The following is a 17,485-nucleotide window of genomic DNA, read 5'->3' on the forward strand; positions in this document are numbered from 1 at the left end:
GCGTCAGTCCGGCTTGGCGTTGGGTGGTGAATTCTGCTCGGGATTGAGCCTTGCAGCAAGCCACGAGCGTACGACACCTTGCATGCTGTTGTCTTGCGGCCCGATACGCCGGCCGTTTCCGCCGCTCTGGTTAGCCTGCCAAAGCACCTCAGGCGCGGCCACATGGGTACCCGGCGGCAAAACCTGCAGCGCTGCGTCGATAAACTCTGCCAGCTTGGCAGGACGCACCGGCTGCTCGGCTGCGGGAATCATGAACTTGAGGGTCGACAGCATCCACGACGCCGTCTTCTCGAAAAAATTGGCGCCCGCAATACCTTCGGTCTTGCGCGCCGAGCGCACCAACAACACGCGTTCAAAGCCCAGTGAAGCCACGGCTTGCTCATCGAGGTCGGCCAGTCCGCGCTTGAGGGCATCGGGTAAACGCCCCGAAGCGTGGGGCACCACCACAACCAGTGTCTGTGCGCCACAGCGTTTCAACCAGCGGGCCAGCACCGGCAGTTGTCCCGGCACGGGCGTCCACAGTGTGCGCTCACGCCCATAAAAAAGCCGTGGCGGCTCAAACATGACCAGGCCGGTATGAACAAGCTGAGGCCGCGCGGGCCATGCCTCGATTGCTGAAGCATCACCTGCCAGCACAATCCCCACGCCGGCCATACCGGTGGTCATGGTTTCAGTAGCCAGCACCTCGGTGTGCGCATAACGTCCGCTGCCCACAAGGCGGCGCAACACTTCATTGCCCAGCACGCCGGTCGCGCCCGCAATCATCAGACGTGGTTTCGCGGCTGCCGCCGCCAAGGGGCGCAGGTTGGCCTGCAGAGCTTGGAATGCCTGCACGGACCCGGGGGAATGAGGCGTCATCGACATTCGACTATGTTAGTGTTGCGGCTTGCATTTTCGAAAGACATCGCCATGAAATCCCGCTTTTTAAACCTGTTCCTTGTCAGCATGCTGGGCCTGCTCCTCACGGGTTGCGGCTACAACGACTTTCAGCGCCTCGACGAGCAAACCAAATCGGCCTGGTCTGAAGTGCTGAACCAGTACCAGCGCCGTGCCGACCTGGTGCCCAACATTGTGGCCACGGTCAAGGGCGAAGCCGCTTTTGAACAGGACACCCTGACCAAGGTGATTGAAGCACGCGCCAAGGCCACCTCCATCCAGGTGACGCCGGAAACCCTGAACGATCCGGCAGCCTTCAAAAAATTCCAGGCAGCGCAAGGCGAATTGGGCAGTGCGCTGAGCCGCCTGATGGTGGTCAGTGAACGCTACCCCGACCTCAAGGCCAACCAGGGTTTTCGTGACCTGCGCGTGCAGCTGGAAGGCACCGAAAACCGCATCACGGTAGCACGCAATCGCTACATCCAGGCGGTCCAGGAATACAACGTGCTGACACGCAGTTTCCCAAGCAACCTGACGGCCATGGTCTTCAGCTACAACGTCAAGCCGAACTTCACCGTGGCCAATGAGGCACAGATTTCCGCACCGCCTGTGGTGGACTTCACGAAGAAATAAGTTTCTACAGGACTTGCTGTGCAGCAACTAGCGGGTTGGATATTGGGCCGTAGCCTCCTCCGCTGGATGGCGGGATTGTTGCTGGCCGTGTGGCTGCCCCTTGTGGCCTGGGCGCAAGGCGTCCAGCCGGTGCCGGCCCTCACGGCGCATGTCATGGACAGCACTGGTACGCTGGATGCCACGCAACGCGCCGCCCTGGAGGCCAAACTGGTTGCGTTTCAACAAAGCCGCGGCGCACAGGTGGTGGTGCTCGTCGTGCTCAGCACCCAGCCCGAAGACATCGCCGCTTATGCCCAGCGTGTGGGCGATGCCTGGAAAATTGGACGCAAAAGCGTGGGCGACGGGCTGCTGCTGGTCGTGGCCAAGAACGATCGTAAGGTCCGTATCGAAACCACCAAGGCGCTGGAAGGCGCCATTCCGGACCTCGCGGCGCGCCAGGTGATCGACACCGCCATCACCCCGCGCTTGAAACAGGGCGACTTTGCCGGCGGGCTGAATGCCGCGGCTGACCAGATCATGGCGCTGATCAGCGGCGAAAACCTCCCAGTGCCTGAGCAAAAAAGTGCTTCGGACATGGCTGACAGCGGCTTCGAGTGGACCGACCTCGCGGTGTTCCTGTTCTTTGCCGTGCCGATAGGCGGGCGCCTGGCCGCCGGCGTCTTGGGGCGCAAGCTGGGCTCCATCGCCACCGGCGGCGCCGTCGGCGTGCTGGCCTGGGTGTTCACCAGCAGCCTGATTGTGGCCGGCCTGGCGGCTGTGGCGGGTATGGTGTTTGCGCTGGTGGCCAGCCTCGGCGTCCTGGGCAGCGGCAGCCGCTCTTCGGGCGGCTGGACCACTGGCGGCTTTGGCGGCGGGAGCAGCGGAGGAAGCTGGGGCGGAGGCAGCAGCAGTGGCGGCGGATTCAGCAGTGGCGGTGGCGGTGATTTCGGCGGCGGCGGCGCATCAGGCGACTGGTAGGCACATGCTCAATAAACCCAAGACCATCCTCAAGCACCTCTGGCTGGATGCCTCCGACGCCCAGCGCGCAATTGCACCCGACATGCTCAACCGGCTGGCCAGCCGGGTGACGGCCAGCGAGCGGCGGCACAGCGGCGAAATACGGATATGCGTGGAGGCCTCGTTGCCCATGAGCTACCTGTGGCGGCTGGGCAAACACCAGTCCATCGGCCAGCTCACGCGCCAGCGCGCGGTCACGATGTTCGGGAAGCTGCGGGTATGGGACACCGAACACAACAACGGTGTGCTGATTTATTTGCTGCTGGCCGAGCACGCCATTGAAATCGTGGCGGACCGCGGCGTGGCGCGCCATGTGAATCAAGCACAGTGGCAGGCCACGGTGTCGCGCATGGCCCAGGCGTTCAGGGAGAACCGGTACGAGGACGGATTGACACAGGCACTGGAAGAAACCTCAGCGCTGCTGATGGCGCACTTTGCCATCGATGGTATGCAGGGCGACGCACCCAACAATCCCAACGAACTGCCCGACGCGCCCTGGCTGCAATAGCCGGTTCGCAGGTACCGCGGGCCTGGCGCCGATAACGCCGCGTCAGGGCGCCAGAACCACGACCAACACAAAGAGGGCGACTGCCGCGAGCACAACCCGCGTCAGCCAGGCCTTGCGCACGCGCCTGGCCCGACGCTCGAGCGACGCTTCCTCTCCCCATATCAGGCTGTCTAAAAGACTGTCCATTTCGCACCTCGTTGCTGGCTTGAACCCACCACAACGATAAGGGAGCGGCCCGGGCCATGGCTGTCATTTAGCGTGTCCAGTTGTTACTTTGCCGGCTCGGGCCAGGCCATTTGTCCGGAAACCGCTCCCTATTTGATAGCTGCTTGCGCTCACCCCGTATGGGTTGGAGGCCTTTTTTGCTTGAATAGCGGAAGCACGCCAGATTTCCGCATGGCGCAATGGAACGTCGCGCCGCAGCCACTCATGGCGGCGGGCAGTTAGTCCATCAACGTCCACTTCTGCTCACTGCGCGCCGATTGCACCCTTCTCGATAAAGCGGACGCCGCGGTCTCCGTCCTCGACCCGCAGATAGCCGGCGTCCAGCGGATCAGCCGCTTGCCCGGCGGCACGCACGTGGACGTCGGCCGCCCTACGAGGTAGACATTCGCAAAGGGTTCATGAAGGACTCGGGTGGCCGGCCAGTTGGCCCGCTACGCAGAGGGAGCACAAAACAACCATCTTCGTCATTTTCAGGAATGACTGTGAGCGCTTCGCCAACGGCATGAACGGCCAAACTGATTCGAATTTCTCCAGATCGAAGCGCCCATAAAAAAACCGGCCATAGGGCCGGTTTTTTCTGAAGCGTGGAAGCTTACTTTTTCTGCCGATATTTGCGCAAAGCGGCAATCTGGGCGGCCATGACGGCGAGCTCGGACTGGGCCATGGCAATATCGATATCGCTTTTTGCGTTTTTCAACGCTTCTTCAGCAGCAGCCTTGGCTTCCATCGCCTTGGCTTCGTCCAGGTCCTTGCCGCGAATGGCGGTGTCAGAGAGCACGGTGACACAGTTCGGTTGCACTTCGAGCAAGCCGCCGGCCACGAACACGAACTCTTCGCTGCCGTCGGCCTTCTCGATGCGCACCGCGCCCGGCTTGATGCGGGTGATCAGCGGGGTGTGGCGCGGGTAAATGCCCAGCTCGCCGGCCTCGCCGGGCAAGGCGACAAAGTGCGCTTCACCGGAGAAGATGGACTCTTCCGCGGAGACCACGTCGACGTGAATGGTGGTTGACATAAACGCTCCTTAATGGAAAAAAGTTGCAGGGCCTGAGCCCTTAGACCTTCTTCGCCTTCTCGAAAGCTTCGTCAATCGTGCCGACCATGTAGAACGCCTGTTCCGGCAGGTGATCGCACTCGCCGGCCACAATCATCTTGAAGCCGCGAATCGTTTCAGCCAGGCTGACGTACTTGCCGGGAGAGCCGGTGAACACTTCAGCAACGTGGAAAGGCTGCGACAGGAAACGCTGGATCTTGCGGGCGCGGGCCACGGCCAGCTTGTCTTCAGGGGCCAGTTCGTCCATGCCCAGAATCGCAATGATGTCGCGCAGTTCCTTGTAGCGCTGCAGCGTGCCCTGCACGGCGCGCGCCGTGGCGTAGTGGTCTTCTCCCACAACGTTCGGGTCGAGCTGACGGCTGGTGGAGTCGAGCGGGTCAACCGCAGGGTAGATACCCAGCGAAGCGATGTCACGCGAAAGCACCACGGTGGAATCCAGGTGGGCAAAGGTCGTGGCAGGCGATGGGTCGGTCAAGTCATCGGCAGGAACGTAAACGGCCTGGATGGAAGTGATGGAGCCGACCTTGGTGGAGGTAATACGCTCTTGCAGGCGGCCCATTTCTTCGGCCAGCGTAGGCTGGTAACCCACGGCGGAAGGCATACGACCCAGCAGTGCGGACACTTCGGTACCGGCCAGCGTGTAGCGGTAGATGTTGTCCACGAAGAACAGCACGTCGCGGCCTTCGTCACGGAAGGACTCGGCGATGGTCAGGCCGGTCAGCGCCACGCGCAGACGGTTTCCTGGAGGCTCGTTCATCTGGCCATAGACCATGGCCACCTTGGATTCGCCGAGGTTCTCGAGGTTCACAACACCGGAGTCGGCCATCTCGTGGTAGAAGTCATTGCCTTCGCGGGTACGTTCACCCACACCGGCAAACACGGACAAACCCGAGTGCGCCTTGGCGATGTTGTTGATGAGTTCCATCATGTTCACGGTCTTGCCGACGCCGGCGCCGCCGAACAGGCCCACCTTGCCGCCCTTGGCGAACGGGCAAACCAGGTCGATCACCTTGATGCCGGTTTCCAGCAGTTCCTGCGATGGCGAGAGTTCGTCATAAGCAGGCGCCTTGCGGTGGATGGGGGCGGTCAGGGTCTGGTCGACCGGGCCGCGCTCGTCAATCGGCGCACCCAGCACGTCCATGATGCGGCCCAGCGTGGCTTTGCCCACGGGAACGGTGATGTTGGCGCCGGTGTTGTAAACCATGTTGCCGCGGCGCAGGCCGTCGGAGGTACCCAGCGCGATGGTGCGCACGATGCCGTCACCCAGCTGCTGCTGGACTTCCAGCGTCAGCGCGGAGCCTTCCATTTTCAGCGCGTCATAGATCTTGGGCATCTGGTCGCGCGCGAATTCCACGTCAACCACCGCACCAATACACTGAACAATCTTGCCTTGAGCTTGAGCCATGATTGAATCCTCTTTCGTTTCTTTAAATCTTTAAATCGGGTGTGGCGGCCTAAACCACGATCAGACCGCTGCAGCACCGGCAACGATTTCCGAAAGTTCTTTCGTGATCGCCGCTTGACGCGTTTTGTTGTAAACCAGCTTGAGTTCGCCGATCACGCTGCCGGCGTTGTCCGTTGCGGCCTTCATGGCCACCATGCGGGCAGACTGCTCGGACGCCATGTTCTCCGCAACCGCCTGATAGACCAGCGCTTCCACATAGCGGATCAGCAAGTCGTCGATGACGGTTTGCGCGTCAGGCTCGTAGATGTAATCCCAGCCGTGCTGGTCCTTGTCGGCCTGCAGGTGCGCTGCCGTCAAAGGCAACAACTGCTCGACCACCGGTTCCTGGCGCATGGTGTTGATGAACTTGGTGTAGCACAGGTACACCGAATTGATCTTGCCTTCGCTGTAGGCATCGAGCAGCACCTTGACGGGGCCGATCAGCTTTTCCAGGTGCGGCTTGTCGCCCAGCTGCGTCGCATGCGACACCACCTTGGCGCCCACACGGTTCAGAAAACCGAGGCCCTTGTTGCCGATGGCCACAGCCTTCGCATCATGGCCGGCGGCCTGCACTTCCTTGAGCTTTGAGGTCACGGCGCGCAGCACGTTGGTGTTCATGCCGCCGCACAAGCCCTTGTCGGTCGTCACCACGATGAACCCGGTGGCCTTGGCGTCGTTGGACTCCATGAACGCGTGGGTGTATTCGGGGTTGGCCTGACTCAGGTTGGCCGTGATGTTGCGGATCTTGTCGCTGTAAGGACGGGCAGCGCGCATCCGCTCCTGCGCCTTGCGCATCTTGGAGGCGGCCACCATCTCCATGGCCTTGGTGATCTTCTTGGTGTTTTCCACCGATTTGATCTTGCCGCGTATTTCCTTGCCTGCTGCCATATGGATTCCTAAGGGGTTCCTGAGGGTTGCTTAATTACTTGCTTGACGATGCGTCAGGCGAGATCAGGCAAACGACTTCTTGAACTCGGCCACAGCCGCGTTCAGTTCAGCCTCAGCATCCTTGTCCATGGCCTTGTTGGCTTCGAGCTTGGCCATCAAGGCCGCGTTCTTGTCCTTCAGGAAGGCGTGCAAGCCGTGTTCGAAAGCCAGGACCTTCTTGACTTCGATGTCGTCCATGAAGCCCTTGTTCACTGCGAACAGCGTAGCGGCCATGTTGGAAATGGACAAAGGCGAGTACTGGGCCTGCTTGAGCAGCTCGGTCACGCGGGCACCGCGGTCCAGCTGTTTGCGGGTGGCTTCGTCCAGGTCGGAAGCGAACTGCGCGAAGGCAGCCAGTTCACGGTACTGGGCCAGGTCGGTACGGATACCGCCGGACAGATTCTTGATCAGCTTGGTCTGGGCAGCACCGCCGACGCGGGACACCGAGATACCGGCGTTAATGGCGGGACGAATACCGGCATTGAACAGGCTGGTTTCCAGGAAGATCTGGCCGTCGGTGATCGAAATCACGTTGGTTGGCACGAAAGCGGACACGTCGCCGGCTTGCGTTTCAATGATCGGCAGTGCGGTCAGTGAACCGGTCTTGCCCTTGACGGCGCCCTTGGTGAAGTCTTCAACGTACTTCTCGTTCACGCGAGCTGCGCGCTCGAGCAGACGGCTGTGCAGATAGAACACGTCGCCGGGGTAGGCTTCGCGTCCTGGTGGACGGCGCAGCAGCAGCGAAACCTGGCGGTAAGCCACGGCTTGCTTGGACAAATCGTCATACACGATCAGCGCGTCTTCGCCGCGGTCGCGGAAGTATTCGCCCATGGTGCAGCCAGAGTAGGCGCTCACGTATTGCATGGCGGCGGATTCGGAAGCGGAAGCGGCCACGACGATGGTGTATTCCATTGCGCCGGCTTGTTCCAGCGAACGCACCACGTTCTTGATCGACGAAGCCTTCTGGCCGATCGCGACGTAGACGCAGGAAACGCCTTTGCCCTTCTGGTTGATGATGGCGTCGATGGCCACAGCGGTCTTGCCGGTCTGACGGTCGCCGATGATCAGTTCGCGCTGGCCGCGGCCGACGGGCACCATGGAGTCGATGGACTTCAGGCCGGTCTGCAGGGGCTGGTCAACGGATTTACGGGCGATCACGCCGGGCGCGACCTTTTCGATCACGTCGGTCAACTTGGCGTTGATCGGGCCCTTGCCGTCAATCGGCTGGCCCAGTGCGTTGACCACACGGCCAAGCAGCTCAGGACCCACAGGCACTTCCAGGATGCGGCCCGTGCACTTCACGGTGTCGCCTTCGGCGATGTGCTCGTACTCGCCCAGAATCACGGAGCCGACGGAGTCGCGCTCAAGATTCAGCGCCAGGCCGTAGGTCGGCGTGCCGTCGGCGGTTGCGGGAAATTCCAGCATTTCGCCCTGCATCACGTCGGATAGGCCATGGATACGGACGATACCGTCGGTCACAGACACTACGGTGCCCTGGTTGCGGACATCGGCACTGGCTGTCAAGCCTTCGATGCGGCTCTTGATCAGTTCAGAAATTTCTGCGGGATTGAGTTGCATGACTCTTTCCTTCTTTCTATGTTGTTGGCTAAAAACCGGGGCGCGCCTGAGCGCAAGCTCAGGAAATCAGCGCCACTTTCATTTGCTCTAAACGGGCTTTGACCGAGGTGTCCAACACCTCGTCACCCACCACGACACGTACGCCACCGATCAGCGCCGGCTCAAGCTCGACCGAAAGGTTGAGCTTGCGGCCAAACCGCTTCTCCAGCGTTGTTGCCAAATCGGCCAGCGCAGCGCCTTCCAGCGGAAATGCGCTGTAAACGGTGGCATCCGAAGAACCACTTTGCGCATTTTTCAGTGCGCGAAACTGTGCGGCGATTTCCGGCAGGACGCTGATGCGGCCGTTCTCGATCACGGTCCGCAAGAAGTTCCTGGCGGCTTCCGGCAGCTTCGTTTTGGCCACCCCGGAAACTACGTCAAACGTCTGGTTTACCGTCACGCTGGGGTTGCCCGCAAATTGCTGCAACTGCACGTTGGCGGCAATGGCGGCAAGCTCATCGAGCCAGACGGCGGTGCCGCCCAGGTCGGAACCGGATGCCTTGAACAACGCTTCAGCGTAGGGACGGGCAATGGTGGCTAGTTCGGCCATGTTTTACGCTCGCTTAAAGTTCGGTCTTCAGGCGACCCAGCAAGTCAGCATGCACACCGGCATTGACTTCCTTGCGCAGAATCTGCTCTGCACCCTTGACGGCCAGTGCGGCGACCTGCTCACGCAGGGTCTCGCGGGCCTTGACGGTTTGCTGCTCGGCCTCAACCTTGGCGGCGGCAATGATCTTGCTGCCCTCTTCGGTTGCGCGGGCTTTAGCCTCTTCAATCAGGGCCTGGGCGCGGCGCTCGGCTTCCGCCAGGCGCACTGCCGATTCGTTGCGCGATTTGGCCAGTTCTTCTTCCACGCGCTTGTTGGCAACGGAGAGTTCAGACTTGGCTTTATCGGCAGCGGCAAGGCCGTCGGCGATCTTCCGGGCGCGTTCGTCGAGCGCAGCTGCAATTGGTGGCCACACGAATTTCATCGTGAACAGCACCAGAATCGCAAACACGACGAGCTGCGCAAAGAATGTGGAGTTAATACTCACAGCGGCACCTCTGTAGGTTGTCTAGAAAGGCGTGCGATTTACTTCAACACAAACGGGTTGGCAAATGCGAACAGCATGGCAATACCCACGCCGATCAGGAAAGCAGCATCGATCAGACCGGCCAGCAGGAACATCTTGGTCTGCAGTTCGTTCATCAGCTCAGGCTGGCGTGCAGCGGCTTCGAGGTATTTGCTGCCCATGATGCCGATGCCGATACATGCGCCGACAGCGCCCAGGCCAATGATCAGGCCAGCGGCCAAAGCGACAAAACCGAGTACGTGTTCCATTTAATGCTCCTATGGATTTAACTAACTAACAAAAATAAAAAAGAAAGCGGAAACCAGAAAACCAGGGGAAACTGATTCGTGAGAATCAGTGATGGTCGTGGGCCTGCCCCACATAGACCAGCGTCAACATCATGAAAATAAACGCCTGCAGCGCAACGATCAGGATGTGGAAGATTGCCCAGCCCGTGCCCGCGAGCACATGGCCGATGAAGAGGAACACACCAGTCGCAGAGCCGAAGCCCACTGCACCCATCAGCGCGATCAGCATGAACAGCAGTTCGCCCGCGTACATGTTGCCGAAAAGCCGGAGGCCGTGAGATACGGTCTTGGCGGCGAATTCGATCATCTGCATCAAGAAGTTGACGGGATACAAAAACCATTTGTCGCCGAACGGGGCCGAGAACAGCTCATGCACCCAGCCGCCAAAACCCTTGATCTTGACGTTGTAGTACAGGCAAACCAGCAGCACGCCGCAGGACATGCCCAGCGTGGCCGAGAGGTCGGCCGTGGGAACCACGCGGAAGTTGTGAATGCTGTGATCGAGGCCGGTCACAGCAAAAATTGTGTGGAACAGGTCGACAGGCAGGAAGTCCATGGAGTTCATCAGGAAAATCCAGATGAATACGGTGAGCGCCAGTGGGCCGACGGCCTTGCGCGATTCGGCGTTTTTAACGATGCCCTTGGCCTGGCTGTCCACCATTTCGAGCAGGATTTCAACAGCCGCCTGCAGGCGACCGGGAACGCCGGCGTGCACGCTTTTGGCCACACGCCACATCACGAACATACCGATCACACCGAGGGTGATGGCCCAGAAAATCGTGTCGAAATTGACAACGGAAAAGTCGACGATGCCTGTCTGTTTGTGGTTTTGCAGATGGACCAGGTGGTGACCAATGTACTCACCAGCGGTCAAAGCGTTTCCGGAAGATTCAGCCATTTACGAACTCTTTTCAACTCTTGAAAATGGATTACGCCAACTTTTTCGGCCGGGACTGGAACCAAAGCACCAGCCAGACCACCTTCATTGTCACTACAAGGCCAACCAGCATTGCCGGCCAGCTCAAATCCGAAACCATTCGGGGAGCAGCGAACAACATCGCTACCGTCAGGCCAATCTTGACCATTTCCCACAAAAAAAATCCAGCCACCGCAGCGCCCGGATTCATTGAAGACATCTTGCTGGTCAGGCCGCGCGCAAACAACGCACCCGGGATGACCACCGCCAGCGCGCCATAAAGGGCGGACCAGCCTGCACTTTGCCTTCCGGTCAATCCCCAGGCGGCCAGCGCCACCACAAGACCCACCACACTTTGCCCCGCCAATACCACCCAAGGTGAAACCGAGGGGTCCGCTTCACGAAGCTTTTGGGCTTCTTCACGCGTCAAGGGCTTGAAACCCTCATCACCAGTCTCCATCTCTTCTGTGACACGCCGCCCTGTCACACCCGGATTTCCCGGGTTTGTCGCTGACTTTGCCGAATTTGCCATTTTGGTCGTCACAAATTACGGAAAAGTTACAGGGCAGTTATCAGCAAAGCCCTTGATTATACGTAGAAACCCCTGCGTATCCGACAAAACCCCCGGCTTGCATATGAATTAGGGGCGATTCGCATCATTTGGGTGCGGCTCGCAGCGGGTGGTTCACAATTGTCCGGCGACTACGGCGCGCCGACCCTCCTACGTAGTTGCACGTGATGCTCGACGATGGCCCAAGCCCCCGCATCCGTCACCTTCCACCCACCGAAAGATGCCATGCCCGCCCTGATGAAATTCCTGCACATTGCCGCCGCCATTGCCTGGCTGGGCGGGGTGGTCTTCATGCTGTTTGCCTTACGGCCTGCCGTCGCCGAACAGCTGGCGCCACCCCAACGCCTGCCGCTCATCGCAAAGGTCATGCAGCGATTTTTCGTCCTGGTCTGGGCCACCATCGGCGTCCTGCTGGTGACAGGCCTGGCGATGCTGCTGGCCGAGGGCATGAAAACCGCCCCCCTGGGCTGGCACCTGATGTTCGGCATCGGCCTCTTGATGTTCGCGCTGTTCGGACATCTGTATTTCGGCCCTTTCCGGCGCTTGAAGCTCGCTGTCAGCGCGTCCGACTGGCCCGAGGGCGGTCGCCGCGTCGGGCAGATCGCCACTCTGGCCATGGTCAACCTGGTGCTGGGCGCGCTGGCGATAGCCGCCGTCATCTTTATTGCCTGATGCCGGAGCGAGCCTGCCATCTTGATCACCGCCTGCCATGAGCGCCCCTAAAAAGAAGGCGCCGCAACACCGGCACTGGACGGACCGGCTGAAAGCATCCGTGCCGACACGTGAAGCCCTGGTTGCGAACCGGTGGCTCAAGCCGGTGGCCCACCGGCTGCTGGAACCGCAGCTGTGGCGGCTGCAGCACGAGGCCGTGGCGCGCGGTGTGGCCATCGGCATATTCTGGGCATTTGCCCTGCCATTTGCGCAAACCGTGGCGGCCGCAGCCCACAGCGTCTGGTGGCGCGCCAATATTCCGGTGGCCGCCGGCATCACCTTCATTACCAACCCTTTCACCGTCGGATTCTGGCTCTGGCTGGCCTATCAGGTGGGCGATCTGCTGCTGGACGCGCCGCCGCCCATCCGCATCTCGGAAGGCTCAGGCATCGTGGCGTGGGCAGCCTCCTTCGGCGGGCCTGCCATCCTGGGCATGGGCATCTTTGCCGTGCTGGGCTCGATTACCGGCTACCTGCTGGTCAAGCTGGGCTGGCGCGTTCGCATCTGGTTCAAACGCCGCCGCCGGCAAACCGCCAGACGTTAGACAATCGGGTGCAGACCGTCCGGCAGTAGCCGTCTCGACACAGTTTCATTTCCTTTTCAAACCGATCCATGACAACGCTTCCCGCCAACGCCCTTCCCGACACCCCCTGCTACCTCAACGGCGAATTCACCCCGCTCAAAGACGCCAAGATCAGCGTGATGGACCGCGGTTTCATCTTCGGCGACGGTATTTATGAAGTGGTGCCGGCGTATGCAGGCAAGCCGTTTCGCTTCGAGCAGCACATGGCGCGGCTGGAACGCAGCCTCACCGAGCTGCGCATCGCCAACCCGCTGACCCGCGCCGAGTGGCTGGAAATTGCTCTTAAATTAATAGCTGCCTGCGCACAATCCACGGTCGCCTCAGCCGAAAAAGGCAATCAACTGGTGTACATCCAGATCACCCGCGGTGTGGCCATGCGCGACCACCCCATGCTGCCGGGCCTGACGCCCACCGTGTTCGTGATGTGCAATCCGATGAAGCTGCCCAGCGACCAGGCACGCGAAAACGGCGTGGCCTGCGTCACCGCCGACGACTTCCGCTGGGAAAAAGCCCACATCAAAAGCACCAGCCTGCTGGGCGCGGTGTTTTCACGCCAGATCAGCGTGGACGCTGGCGCGGTCGAGACCGTGATGTTCCGCGGCGACTACCTGAGCGAAGCCGCTTCCAGCAACGTCTGGATCGTCAAGGACGGCAAAGTCATGGGGCCGCCCAGGGACAACCTGGTGCTCGAAGGCATCCGCTTTGGCCTGATCGAAGAGATGTGCCGCGCGGCGGGCATTCCTTTTGAGCTGCGCCGCATCACCCGCGCCGAAGTGCTGGCAGCAGACGAGCTGCTGCTCTCATCCGCCACCAAGGAGGTTCTGCCCATCACCCTGCTGGACGGCCAGCCGGTCGGCCACGGAGTGGAAAAAGGCAAACCTGGCCCCATTTATGCAAAGCTGTACGCCCAATACCAGCGTGCCAAAGCGGCCTGAAAGGACCCATTGCCATGACGACTTCCCCCAACATCCCCAAAATCATCGGTGTTCCCAGCACGGAGCCCTCGCGCCAGGAATCGCTGATCGAGTACCCCTCGCAGTTCCCGATCAAGGTGATGGGTGAGAAGGTCGATGGCATGGTCGCGGCCATCACGTCCATCGCACACCAGTTCGACCCGGCCTTCGACGCCTCCACCATCGAGCTGCGTGAAAGCAAGGGCGGCAAATACCTGGGCGTCACCATCACCGTCACAGCCACCAGCCGCGAGCAGCTCGACGAGCTTTACCGCACGCTGTCGACGCACCCGATGGTCAAGGTAGTCCTGTAAACAATATCCGGGCAGACGCCGAACATGCAGGCTGAAACGCGCAACCTGGGCAAGGTCGACTACCTGCCCACCTATGAAGCCATGCAAGCCTTCACGGCGGCGCGCAACCCCGGTTTTTCAAGCGAAAATGGGCTGCAGCCTAATCGGGGCCTGCCCGACCAGCTATGGATTTGTGAGCATCCACCGGTCTACACCCAAGGCCTCGCGGGCAAGAGCGACCATGTTTTGAACCCCGGCAGCATCCCGGTGGTGCAGACCAACCGCGGCGGCCAGGTGACTTACCACGGCCCCGGCCAGGTGGTGGCCTACCCGCTCATCGATTTGAAGCGTGCCGGCTATTACGTCAAGGAATACGTCTACCGCATTGAAGAATCCGTCATCAAGACCCTGGCGCACTTCGGCGTGACCGGGCACCGGGTGGCCGGCTCGCCCGGCATTTATGTGCGGCTGGACGACCCCACCTCACATGCCGCCCTGACCGGCCCGATGCACCCTGCCGACCCGTTTCGCGGCCTTGGGAAGATCGCCGCCCTGGGCATCAAAGTCAGCCGGAATTGCACCTACCACGGGGTCGCGCTCAATGTGGCGATGGACCTGGAACCCTTCTCGCGGATCAACCCCTGCGGGTATGTGGGGCTCAAAACCACAGACCTTTCTACAATCGGGGTATCGGCAAGCTGGCAGGAAGCCGCAGATGTGCTGGGCCGCAAGCTCGTCACCTACCTGGCGCCCTGAGCACATTCCTTCAAAGAAATACACCATGAGCACCCCAGAAACCGTCAATCCTGTTGTTCGCGACATCCAGAGCCAGGAAGACTACAACCCGCTGGCCAAGCAAAAAGCCGCGGCCAAGCTGTCGCGCATCCCCGTCAAGGTGGTGCAGGGCGAAATGCTCAAGAAGCCCGACTGGATCCGCGTCAAGGCCGGCAGCCCGACCACGCGCTTTTACGAGATCAAGCAGATCCTGCGCGAAAACAAGCTCAACACAGTGTGCGAAGAAGCCAGCTGCCCCAACATCGGGGAATGCTTCGGCAAGGGCACGGCCACCTTCATGATCATGGGCGACAAGTGCACGCGCCGCTGCCCGTTTTGCGACGTGGGCCACGGCCGCCCCGATCCGCTGGACGTGAATGAACCGCTGAACCTGGCGAAAACCATCGCAGCACTCAAGCTCAAATACGTGGTGATCACCAGCGTGGACCGCGATGACCTGCGCGACGGCGGCAGCGGCCACTTTGTGGAATGCATCCAGAAGATCCGCGAACTCTCGCCCGCCACCACGATTGAAATCCTGGTGCCCGACTTCCGCGGCCGCGACGACCGCGCGCTTGAAATTTTGAAGGCCGCGCCGCCCGACGTGATGAACCACAACCTCGAAACCGCGCCGCGCCTTTACAAAGAAGCGCGTCCCGGCAGCGACTACAACTTCAGTCTGAACCTGCTCAAGAAGTTCAAGGCCCTGCACCCCGATGTGCCGACCAAGAGCGGCATCATGGTGGGCCTGGGCGAAACCGACGAGGAAATTCTGCAGGTCATGCGCGACATGCGCGCGCACAACATCGACATGCTGACCATCGGCCAGTACCTGGCGCCCTCCACCAGCCATCTGCCGGTGCGCCGCTATGTGCACCCCGACACCTTCAAGATGTTTGAAGAAGAAGCCTACAAGATGGGCTTCACGCACGCCGCCGTGGGCGCCATGGTGCGCAGCAGTTACCACGCCGACCAGCAGGCCCACGCGGCAGGCGTGGCCGACAAGGCCGACGCGGCCACCGCCGCTCTTTAATCCCCGCAACATGACCTTGCCGCAAGGCTCCCTGTCGCTGCGCCACTACGGCGCCTCGCACGGCAGCCATGCGCATGACCACTTCCAGGTACTGCTGGGCCTGAGTGGTGTGCTGGAACTGGAAGTACGCGGACGCGGGCGGCGCATTGCCGCCGGCCAGGGCTGCGTGATCACACCCGGCGACCGGCATGACTTTGAATCACGTGAAGGCAGCCGCTGCCTGGTGCTGGACACCACGCATGCGGACTGGGCTCGCTGCGCCTATGACCCTGCAAAAACCGCGCAAACCCTTGCGCTGGGAAATTACCTCGCCGAAGCGATGCAGCAGCCGGGCAGCCTCGCGCAACTTCACGGTCCGGCGCTGTTGCTGGAAGCGTGGCAACCCACAACACCCGCATCAACGCCCTTGCGCCATGCGCGGCCCATCCACTGGGAACAACTGGCCACCTGGACACAGCAGCGCCTGCACGAACCACTGAGCGTCGCGCAACTGGCCGCGCAGGTGTTTTTAAGCCCGACGCAGTTTGCCGCACGCTGCCGGCGCGAAACCGGCCTCAGCGTGATGCAGTGGCTGCGCCGGCAACGCCTGGCACTGGCCGTGCAACTGCGCAGCCGCGGCATGAGCGTGGCCGACACCGCGCTGCACTGCGGCTACCAGTCGCCCTCAGCCCTGACGGCCGCGATGCGGCGCGCCGGGCTGGGCAGCGCCTGACCTTTACGGATTTTCAATAGCGGCTCGGGTCGTTCGGCCGGCGGTCGTAGCGGTTGCGCACACCGTCGCCATCGCGGTCACCCCGGTAGCCGGGGCCATAGCCCGGCGCAGGGGCGGGCACGACACGATATTGCGGTCCGTTGTCATAAGCCACCGGGTAAGCCACGCAGCCCGACAGGGCGGCCATGCCGGCCAGCGCCAGCAAAAGGATGGAAAGCTTTCTCATGGTGAGTCTCCTTGGGTTTCATGCGATTTCGGAGAAATCTGCCATGCCATTGCAACTGAAGTCCGTACGGGCAAGGTGTCTGCAGCGCCCCTCGCACGTGAAGCTCGTTACCGGATGTTGGTCTGCGCGTAGGACATACCCCTGAATCGCCAGAACCGTCGTTGCACGACAACAAAGCGTTGCTCTGCGACGACGCCCACGTGACGTCCCCCTATGCTTGCCGCCATGCCAGCCAATCTCTACGCACTGGGCGCCATCGCCCTCTGGACCCTGCTCGCCTCGCTCGGGGTCTCGCTCAAACACGTTCCGCCCTTTCTGCTCACCGGCGTTGCGCTGCTGACCGGCAGCCTGCTGGCCCTGCCTTTTGTGCTGCGGGACCGCGCGCAATGGAAGATTCCCACCGCCACGCTGGCGCTCGGCGTGTACGGCCTCTTCGGCTATCACTTCCTGCTTTTCATCGCGCTGCGGTATGCGCCGGCAGTCGAGGCCAACCTGGTGAACTACCTCTGGCCGCTTTTTATCGTGGTGCTGGCGCCGCTGTTCCTTCGTGGCGTGCAGCTGCGCGCTGTGCATGTGGCTGCAGGCCTGCTGGGATTTGCCGGCGCCGCCATTGCCATATTGGGCGCGGGCGGTGGCGGTGCGACGTCCTCCGCAGGCTGGTCATGGGGTTACCTGCCGGCGCTGGGCTCGGCCTTCATCTGGGCCAGCTACTCGCTGCTGACAAAACGCGTGCCGGCCTTTCCCACCGCGGCCATCGGCCTCTTCGGCCTGGTCTCGGGCGTGCTTTCGCTGCTGTGCCATTGGGCGCTGGAGCCTGCCGCCACGCTGTCGGCGCAGGACTGGCTATTGCTGGCGGTGCTGGGCGCAGGGCCGCTGGGCGCGGCGTTCTTTCTCTGGGACAAGGCCCTCAAGCTGGGCGACGCGCAGCAGATCGGCATCCTCAGTTACCTCACGCCGCTGGGCTCGACTGCACTGCTGATGGGGGTAAGCGGCCGCGCGCTGAGCTGGAGCATCGCCCTGGCGGCGGTGATGATCATCGGCGCCGCGCTGCTGGGAACAAGAGCAAAATAAGGCTG

Annotated in this window: 23 protein-coding genes; 11 read left to right on the top strand and 12 right to left on the bottom strand. The window is 61.4% G+C overall.

The window, feature by feature from the left end:
- Window positions 1–3: 3 nt before the first annotated feature.
- Complete coding sequence (locus AC1DWQ_RS06270; protein ID WP_477668849.1) at window positions 4–834, bottom strand: hypothetical protein; 831 nt, start codon at window positions 832–834, stop codon at window positions 4–6.
- A 75-nt stretch (window positions 835–909) separates the two neighbouring features.
- Here AC1DWQ_RS06270 and AC1DWQ_RS06275 point away from each other — a divergent pair, with 75 nt between their 5' ends.
- From AC1DWQ_RS06275 to AC1DWQ_RS06285, 3 genes are all read left to right on the top strand, one after another.
- A complete protein-coding gene (locus AC1DWQ_RS06275; protein WP_477668850.1) occupies window positions 910–1,509 on the top strand; it encodes a LemA family protein in 600 nt (199 codons plus the stop codon).
- 66 nt (window positions 1,510–1,575) lie between these two features.
- A complete protein-coding gene (locus tag AC1DWQ_RS06280; protein WP_477668937.1) occupies window positions 1,576–2,466 on the top strand; it encodes a TPM domain-containing protein in 891 nt (296 codons plus the stop codon).
- Window positions 2,467–2,470: 4 nt separating this feature from the next.
- The gene (locus AC1DWQ_RS06285) at window positions 2,471–3,013 is read left to right on the top strand and encodes a TPM domain-containing protein (protein WP_477668851.1); all 543 of its coding nucleotides are present in this window, start codon (window positions 2,471–2,473) and stop codon (window positions 3,011–3,013) included.
- Between the two features lie 42 nt (window positions 3,014–3,055).
- Here the strand turns inward: AC1DWQ_RS06285 and AC1DWQ_RS06290 are convergent, their stop codons facing one another.
- The 10 genes from AC1DWQ_RS06290 to AC1DWQ_RS06335 form a co-directional block, all read right to left on the bottom strand.
- Window positions 3,056–3,199, bottom strand: a complete 144-nt coding sequence (locus AC1DWQ_RS06290) for a hypothetical protein (RefSeq protein ID WP_477668852.1) — start codon at window positions 3,197–3,199, stop codon at window positions 3,056–3,058.
- Window positions 3,200–3,830: 631 nt separating this feature from the next.
- Complete coding sequence (locus AC1DWQ_RS06295; protein ID WP_477648282.1) at window positions 3,831–4,250, bottom strand: F0F1 ATP synthase subunit epsilon; 420 nt, start codon at window positions 4,248–4,250, stop codon at window positions 3,831–3,833.
- A 40-nt stretch (window positions 4,251–4,290) separates the two neighbouring features.
- Entirely contained in the window at window positions 4,291–5,694 is a 1,404-nt protein-coding gene (atpD, locus tag AC1DWQ_RS06300; protein WP_293400292.1) for a F0F1 ATP synthase subunit beta, read from the bottom strand.
- A 60-nt stretch (window positions 5,695–5,754) separates the two neighbouring features.
- Complete coding sequence (atpG, locus tag AC1DWQ_RS06305) at window positions 5,755–6,621, bottom strand: F0F1 ATP synthase subunit gamma (RefSeq protein WP_457281582.1); 867 nt, start codon at window positions 6,619–6,621, stop codon at window positions 5,755–5,757.
- Between the two features lie 63 nt (window positions 6,622–6,684).
- Entirely contained in the window at window positions 6,685–8,238 is a 1,554-nt protein-coding gene (gene atpA / locus AC1DWQ_RS06310; protein ID WP_457281583.1) for a F0F1 ATP synthase subunit alpha, read from the bottom strand.
- A gap of 58 nt (window positions 8,239–8,296) precedes the next feature.
- Window positions 8,297–8,827, bottom strand: a complete 531-nt coding sequence (locus tag AC1DWQ_RS06315) for a F0F1 ATP synthase subunit delta (protein WP_477668853.1) — start codon at window positions 8,825–8,827, stop codon at window positions 8,297–8,299.
- Between the two features lie 13 nt (window positions 8,828–8,840).
- Window positions 8,841–9,311, bottom strand: a complete 471-nt coding sequence (locus AC1DWQ_RS06320) for a F0F1 ATP synthase subunit B (protein ID WP_457281585.1) — start codon at window positions 9,309–9,311, stop codon at window positions 8,841–8,843.
- 38 nt (window positions 9,312–9,349) lie between these two features.
- Entirely contained in the window at window positions 9,350–9,598 is a 249-nt protein-coding gene (atpE, locus tag AC1DWQ_RS06325; protein ID WP_293400282.1) for a F0F1 ATP synthase subunit C, read from the bottom strand.
- A gap of 85 nt (window positions 9,599–9,683) precedes the next feature.
- Window positions 9,684–10,535 (bottom strand): F0F1 ATP synthase subunit A, encoded by an 852-nt coding sequence (gene atpB / locus AC1DWQ_RS06330; RefSeq protein ID WP_457281586.1) that lies wholly within the window; start codon window positions 10,533–10,535, stop codon window positions 9,684–9,686.
- 31 nt (window positions 10,536–10,566) lie between these two features.
- A complete protein-coding gene (locus tag AC1DWQ_RS06335) occupies window positions 10,567–11,085 on the bottom strand; it encodes an ATP synthase subunit I (protein WP_477668938.1) in 519 nt (172 codons plus the stop codon).
- Window positions 11,086–11,301: 216 nt separating this feature from the next.
- On the opposite strand from AC1DWQ_RS06335, the gene AC1DWQ_RS06340 reads away from it, so the two are divergent.
- From AC1DWQ_RS06340 to AC1DWQ_RS06370, 7 genes are all read left to right on the top strand, one after another.
- Window positions 11,302–11,796: a DUF4149 domain-containing protein gene (locus AC1DWQ_RS06340; protein WP_477668854.1), complete on the top strand. Its 495-nt coding sequence runs from the start codon at window positions 11,302–11,304 to the stop codon at window positions 11,794–11,796.
- Window positions 11,797–11,833: 37 nt separating this feature from the next.
- The gene (locus AC1DWQ_RS06345; RefSeq protein WP_477668855.1) at window positions 11,834–12,379 is read left to right on the top strand and encodes a DUF2062 domain-containing protein; all 546 of its coding nucleotides are present in this window, start codon (window positions 11,834–11,836) and stop codon (window positions 12,377–12,379) included.
- Window positions 12,380–12,447: 68 nt separating this feature from the next.
- The gene (locus tag AC1DWQ_RS06350; RefSeq protein WP_477668856.1) at window positions 12,448–13,353 is read left to right on the top strand and encodes a D-amino acid aminotransferase; all 906 of its coding nucleotides are present in this window, start codon (window positions 12,448–12,450) and stop codon (window positions 13,351–13,353) included.
- A 14-nt stretch (window positions 13,354–13,367) separates the two neighbouring features.
- The gene (locus AC1DWQ_RS06355) at window positions 13,368–13,685 is read left to right on the top strand and encodes an HP0495 family protein (RefSeq protein ID WP_477668857.1); all 318 of its coding nucleotides are present in this window, start codon (window positions 13,368–13,370) and stop codon (window positions 13,683–13,685) included.
- Between the two features lie 24 nt (window positions 13,686–13,709).
- Complete coding sequence (gene lipB, locus AC1DWQ_RS06360) at window positions 13,710–14,420, top strand: lipoyl(octanoyl) transferase LipB (protein WP_477668858.1); 711 nt, start codon at window positions 13,710–13,712, stop codon at window positions 14,418–14,420.
- A 25-nt stretch (window positions 14,421–14,445) separates the two neighbouring features.
- Entirely contained in the window at window positions 14,446–15,471 is a 1,026-nt protein-coding gene (gene lipA, locus AC1DWQ_RS06365; protein ID WP_477668859.1) for a lipoyl synthase, read from the top strand.
- A 10-nt stretch (window positions 15,472–15,481) separates the two neighbouring features.
- Window positions 15,482–16,183, top strand: coding sequence for a helix-turn-helix domain-containing protein (locus AC1DWQ_RS06370; RefSeq protein ID WP_477668860.1), 702 nt, complete (start codon window positions 15,482–15,484; stop codon window positions 16,181–16,183).
- A gap of 13 nt (window positions 16,184–16,196) precedes the next feature.
- On the opposite strand, the gene AC1DWQ_RS06375 is transcribed toward AC1DWQ_RS06370, so the two are convergent.
- Window positions 16,197–16,409, bottom strand: coding sequence for a hypothetical protein (locus tag AC1DWQ_RS06375; RefSeq protein ID WP_477668861.1), 213 nt, complete (start codon window positions 16,407–16,409; stop codon window positions 16,197–16,199).
- 225 nt (window positions 16,410–16,634) lie between these two features.
- On the opposite strand from AC1DWQ_RS06375, the gene AC1DWQ_RS06380 reads away from it, so the two are divergent.
- On the top strand, window positions 16,635–17,480 hold the full coding sequence (locus AC1DWQ_RS06380) for a DMT family transporter (protein ID WP_477668862.1): 846 nt from the start codon (window positions 16,635–16,637) through the stop codon (window positions 17,478–17,480).
- The last annotated feature ends 5 nt before the right edge of the window (window positions 17,481–17,485 follow it).

The organism is Polaromonas sp. P2_G11, from assembly GCF_056403595.1.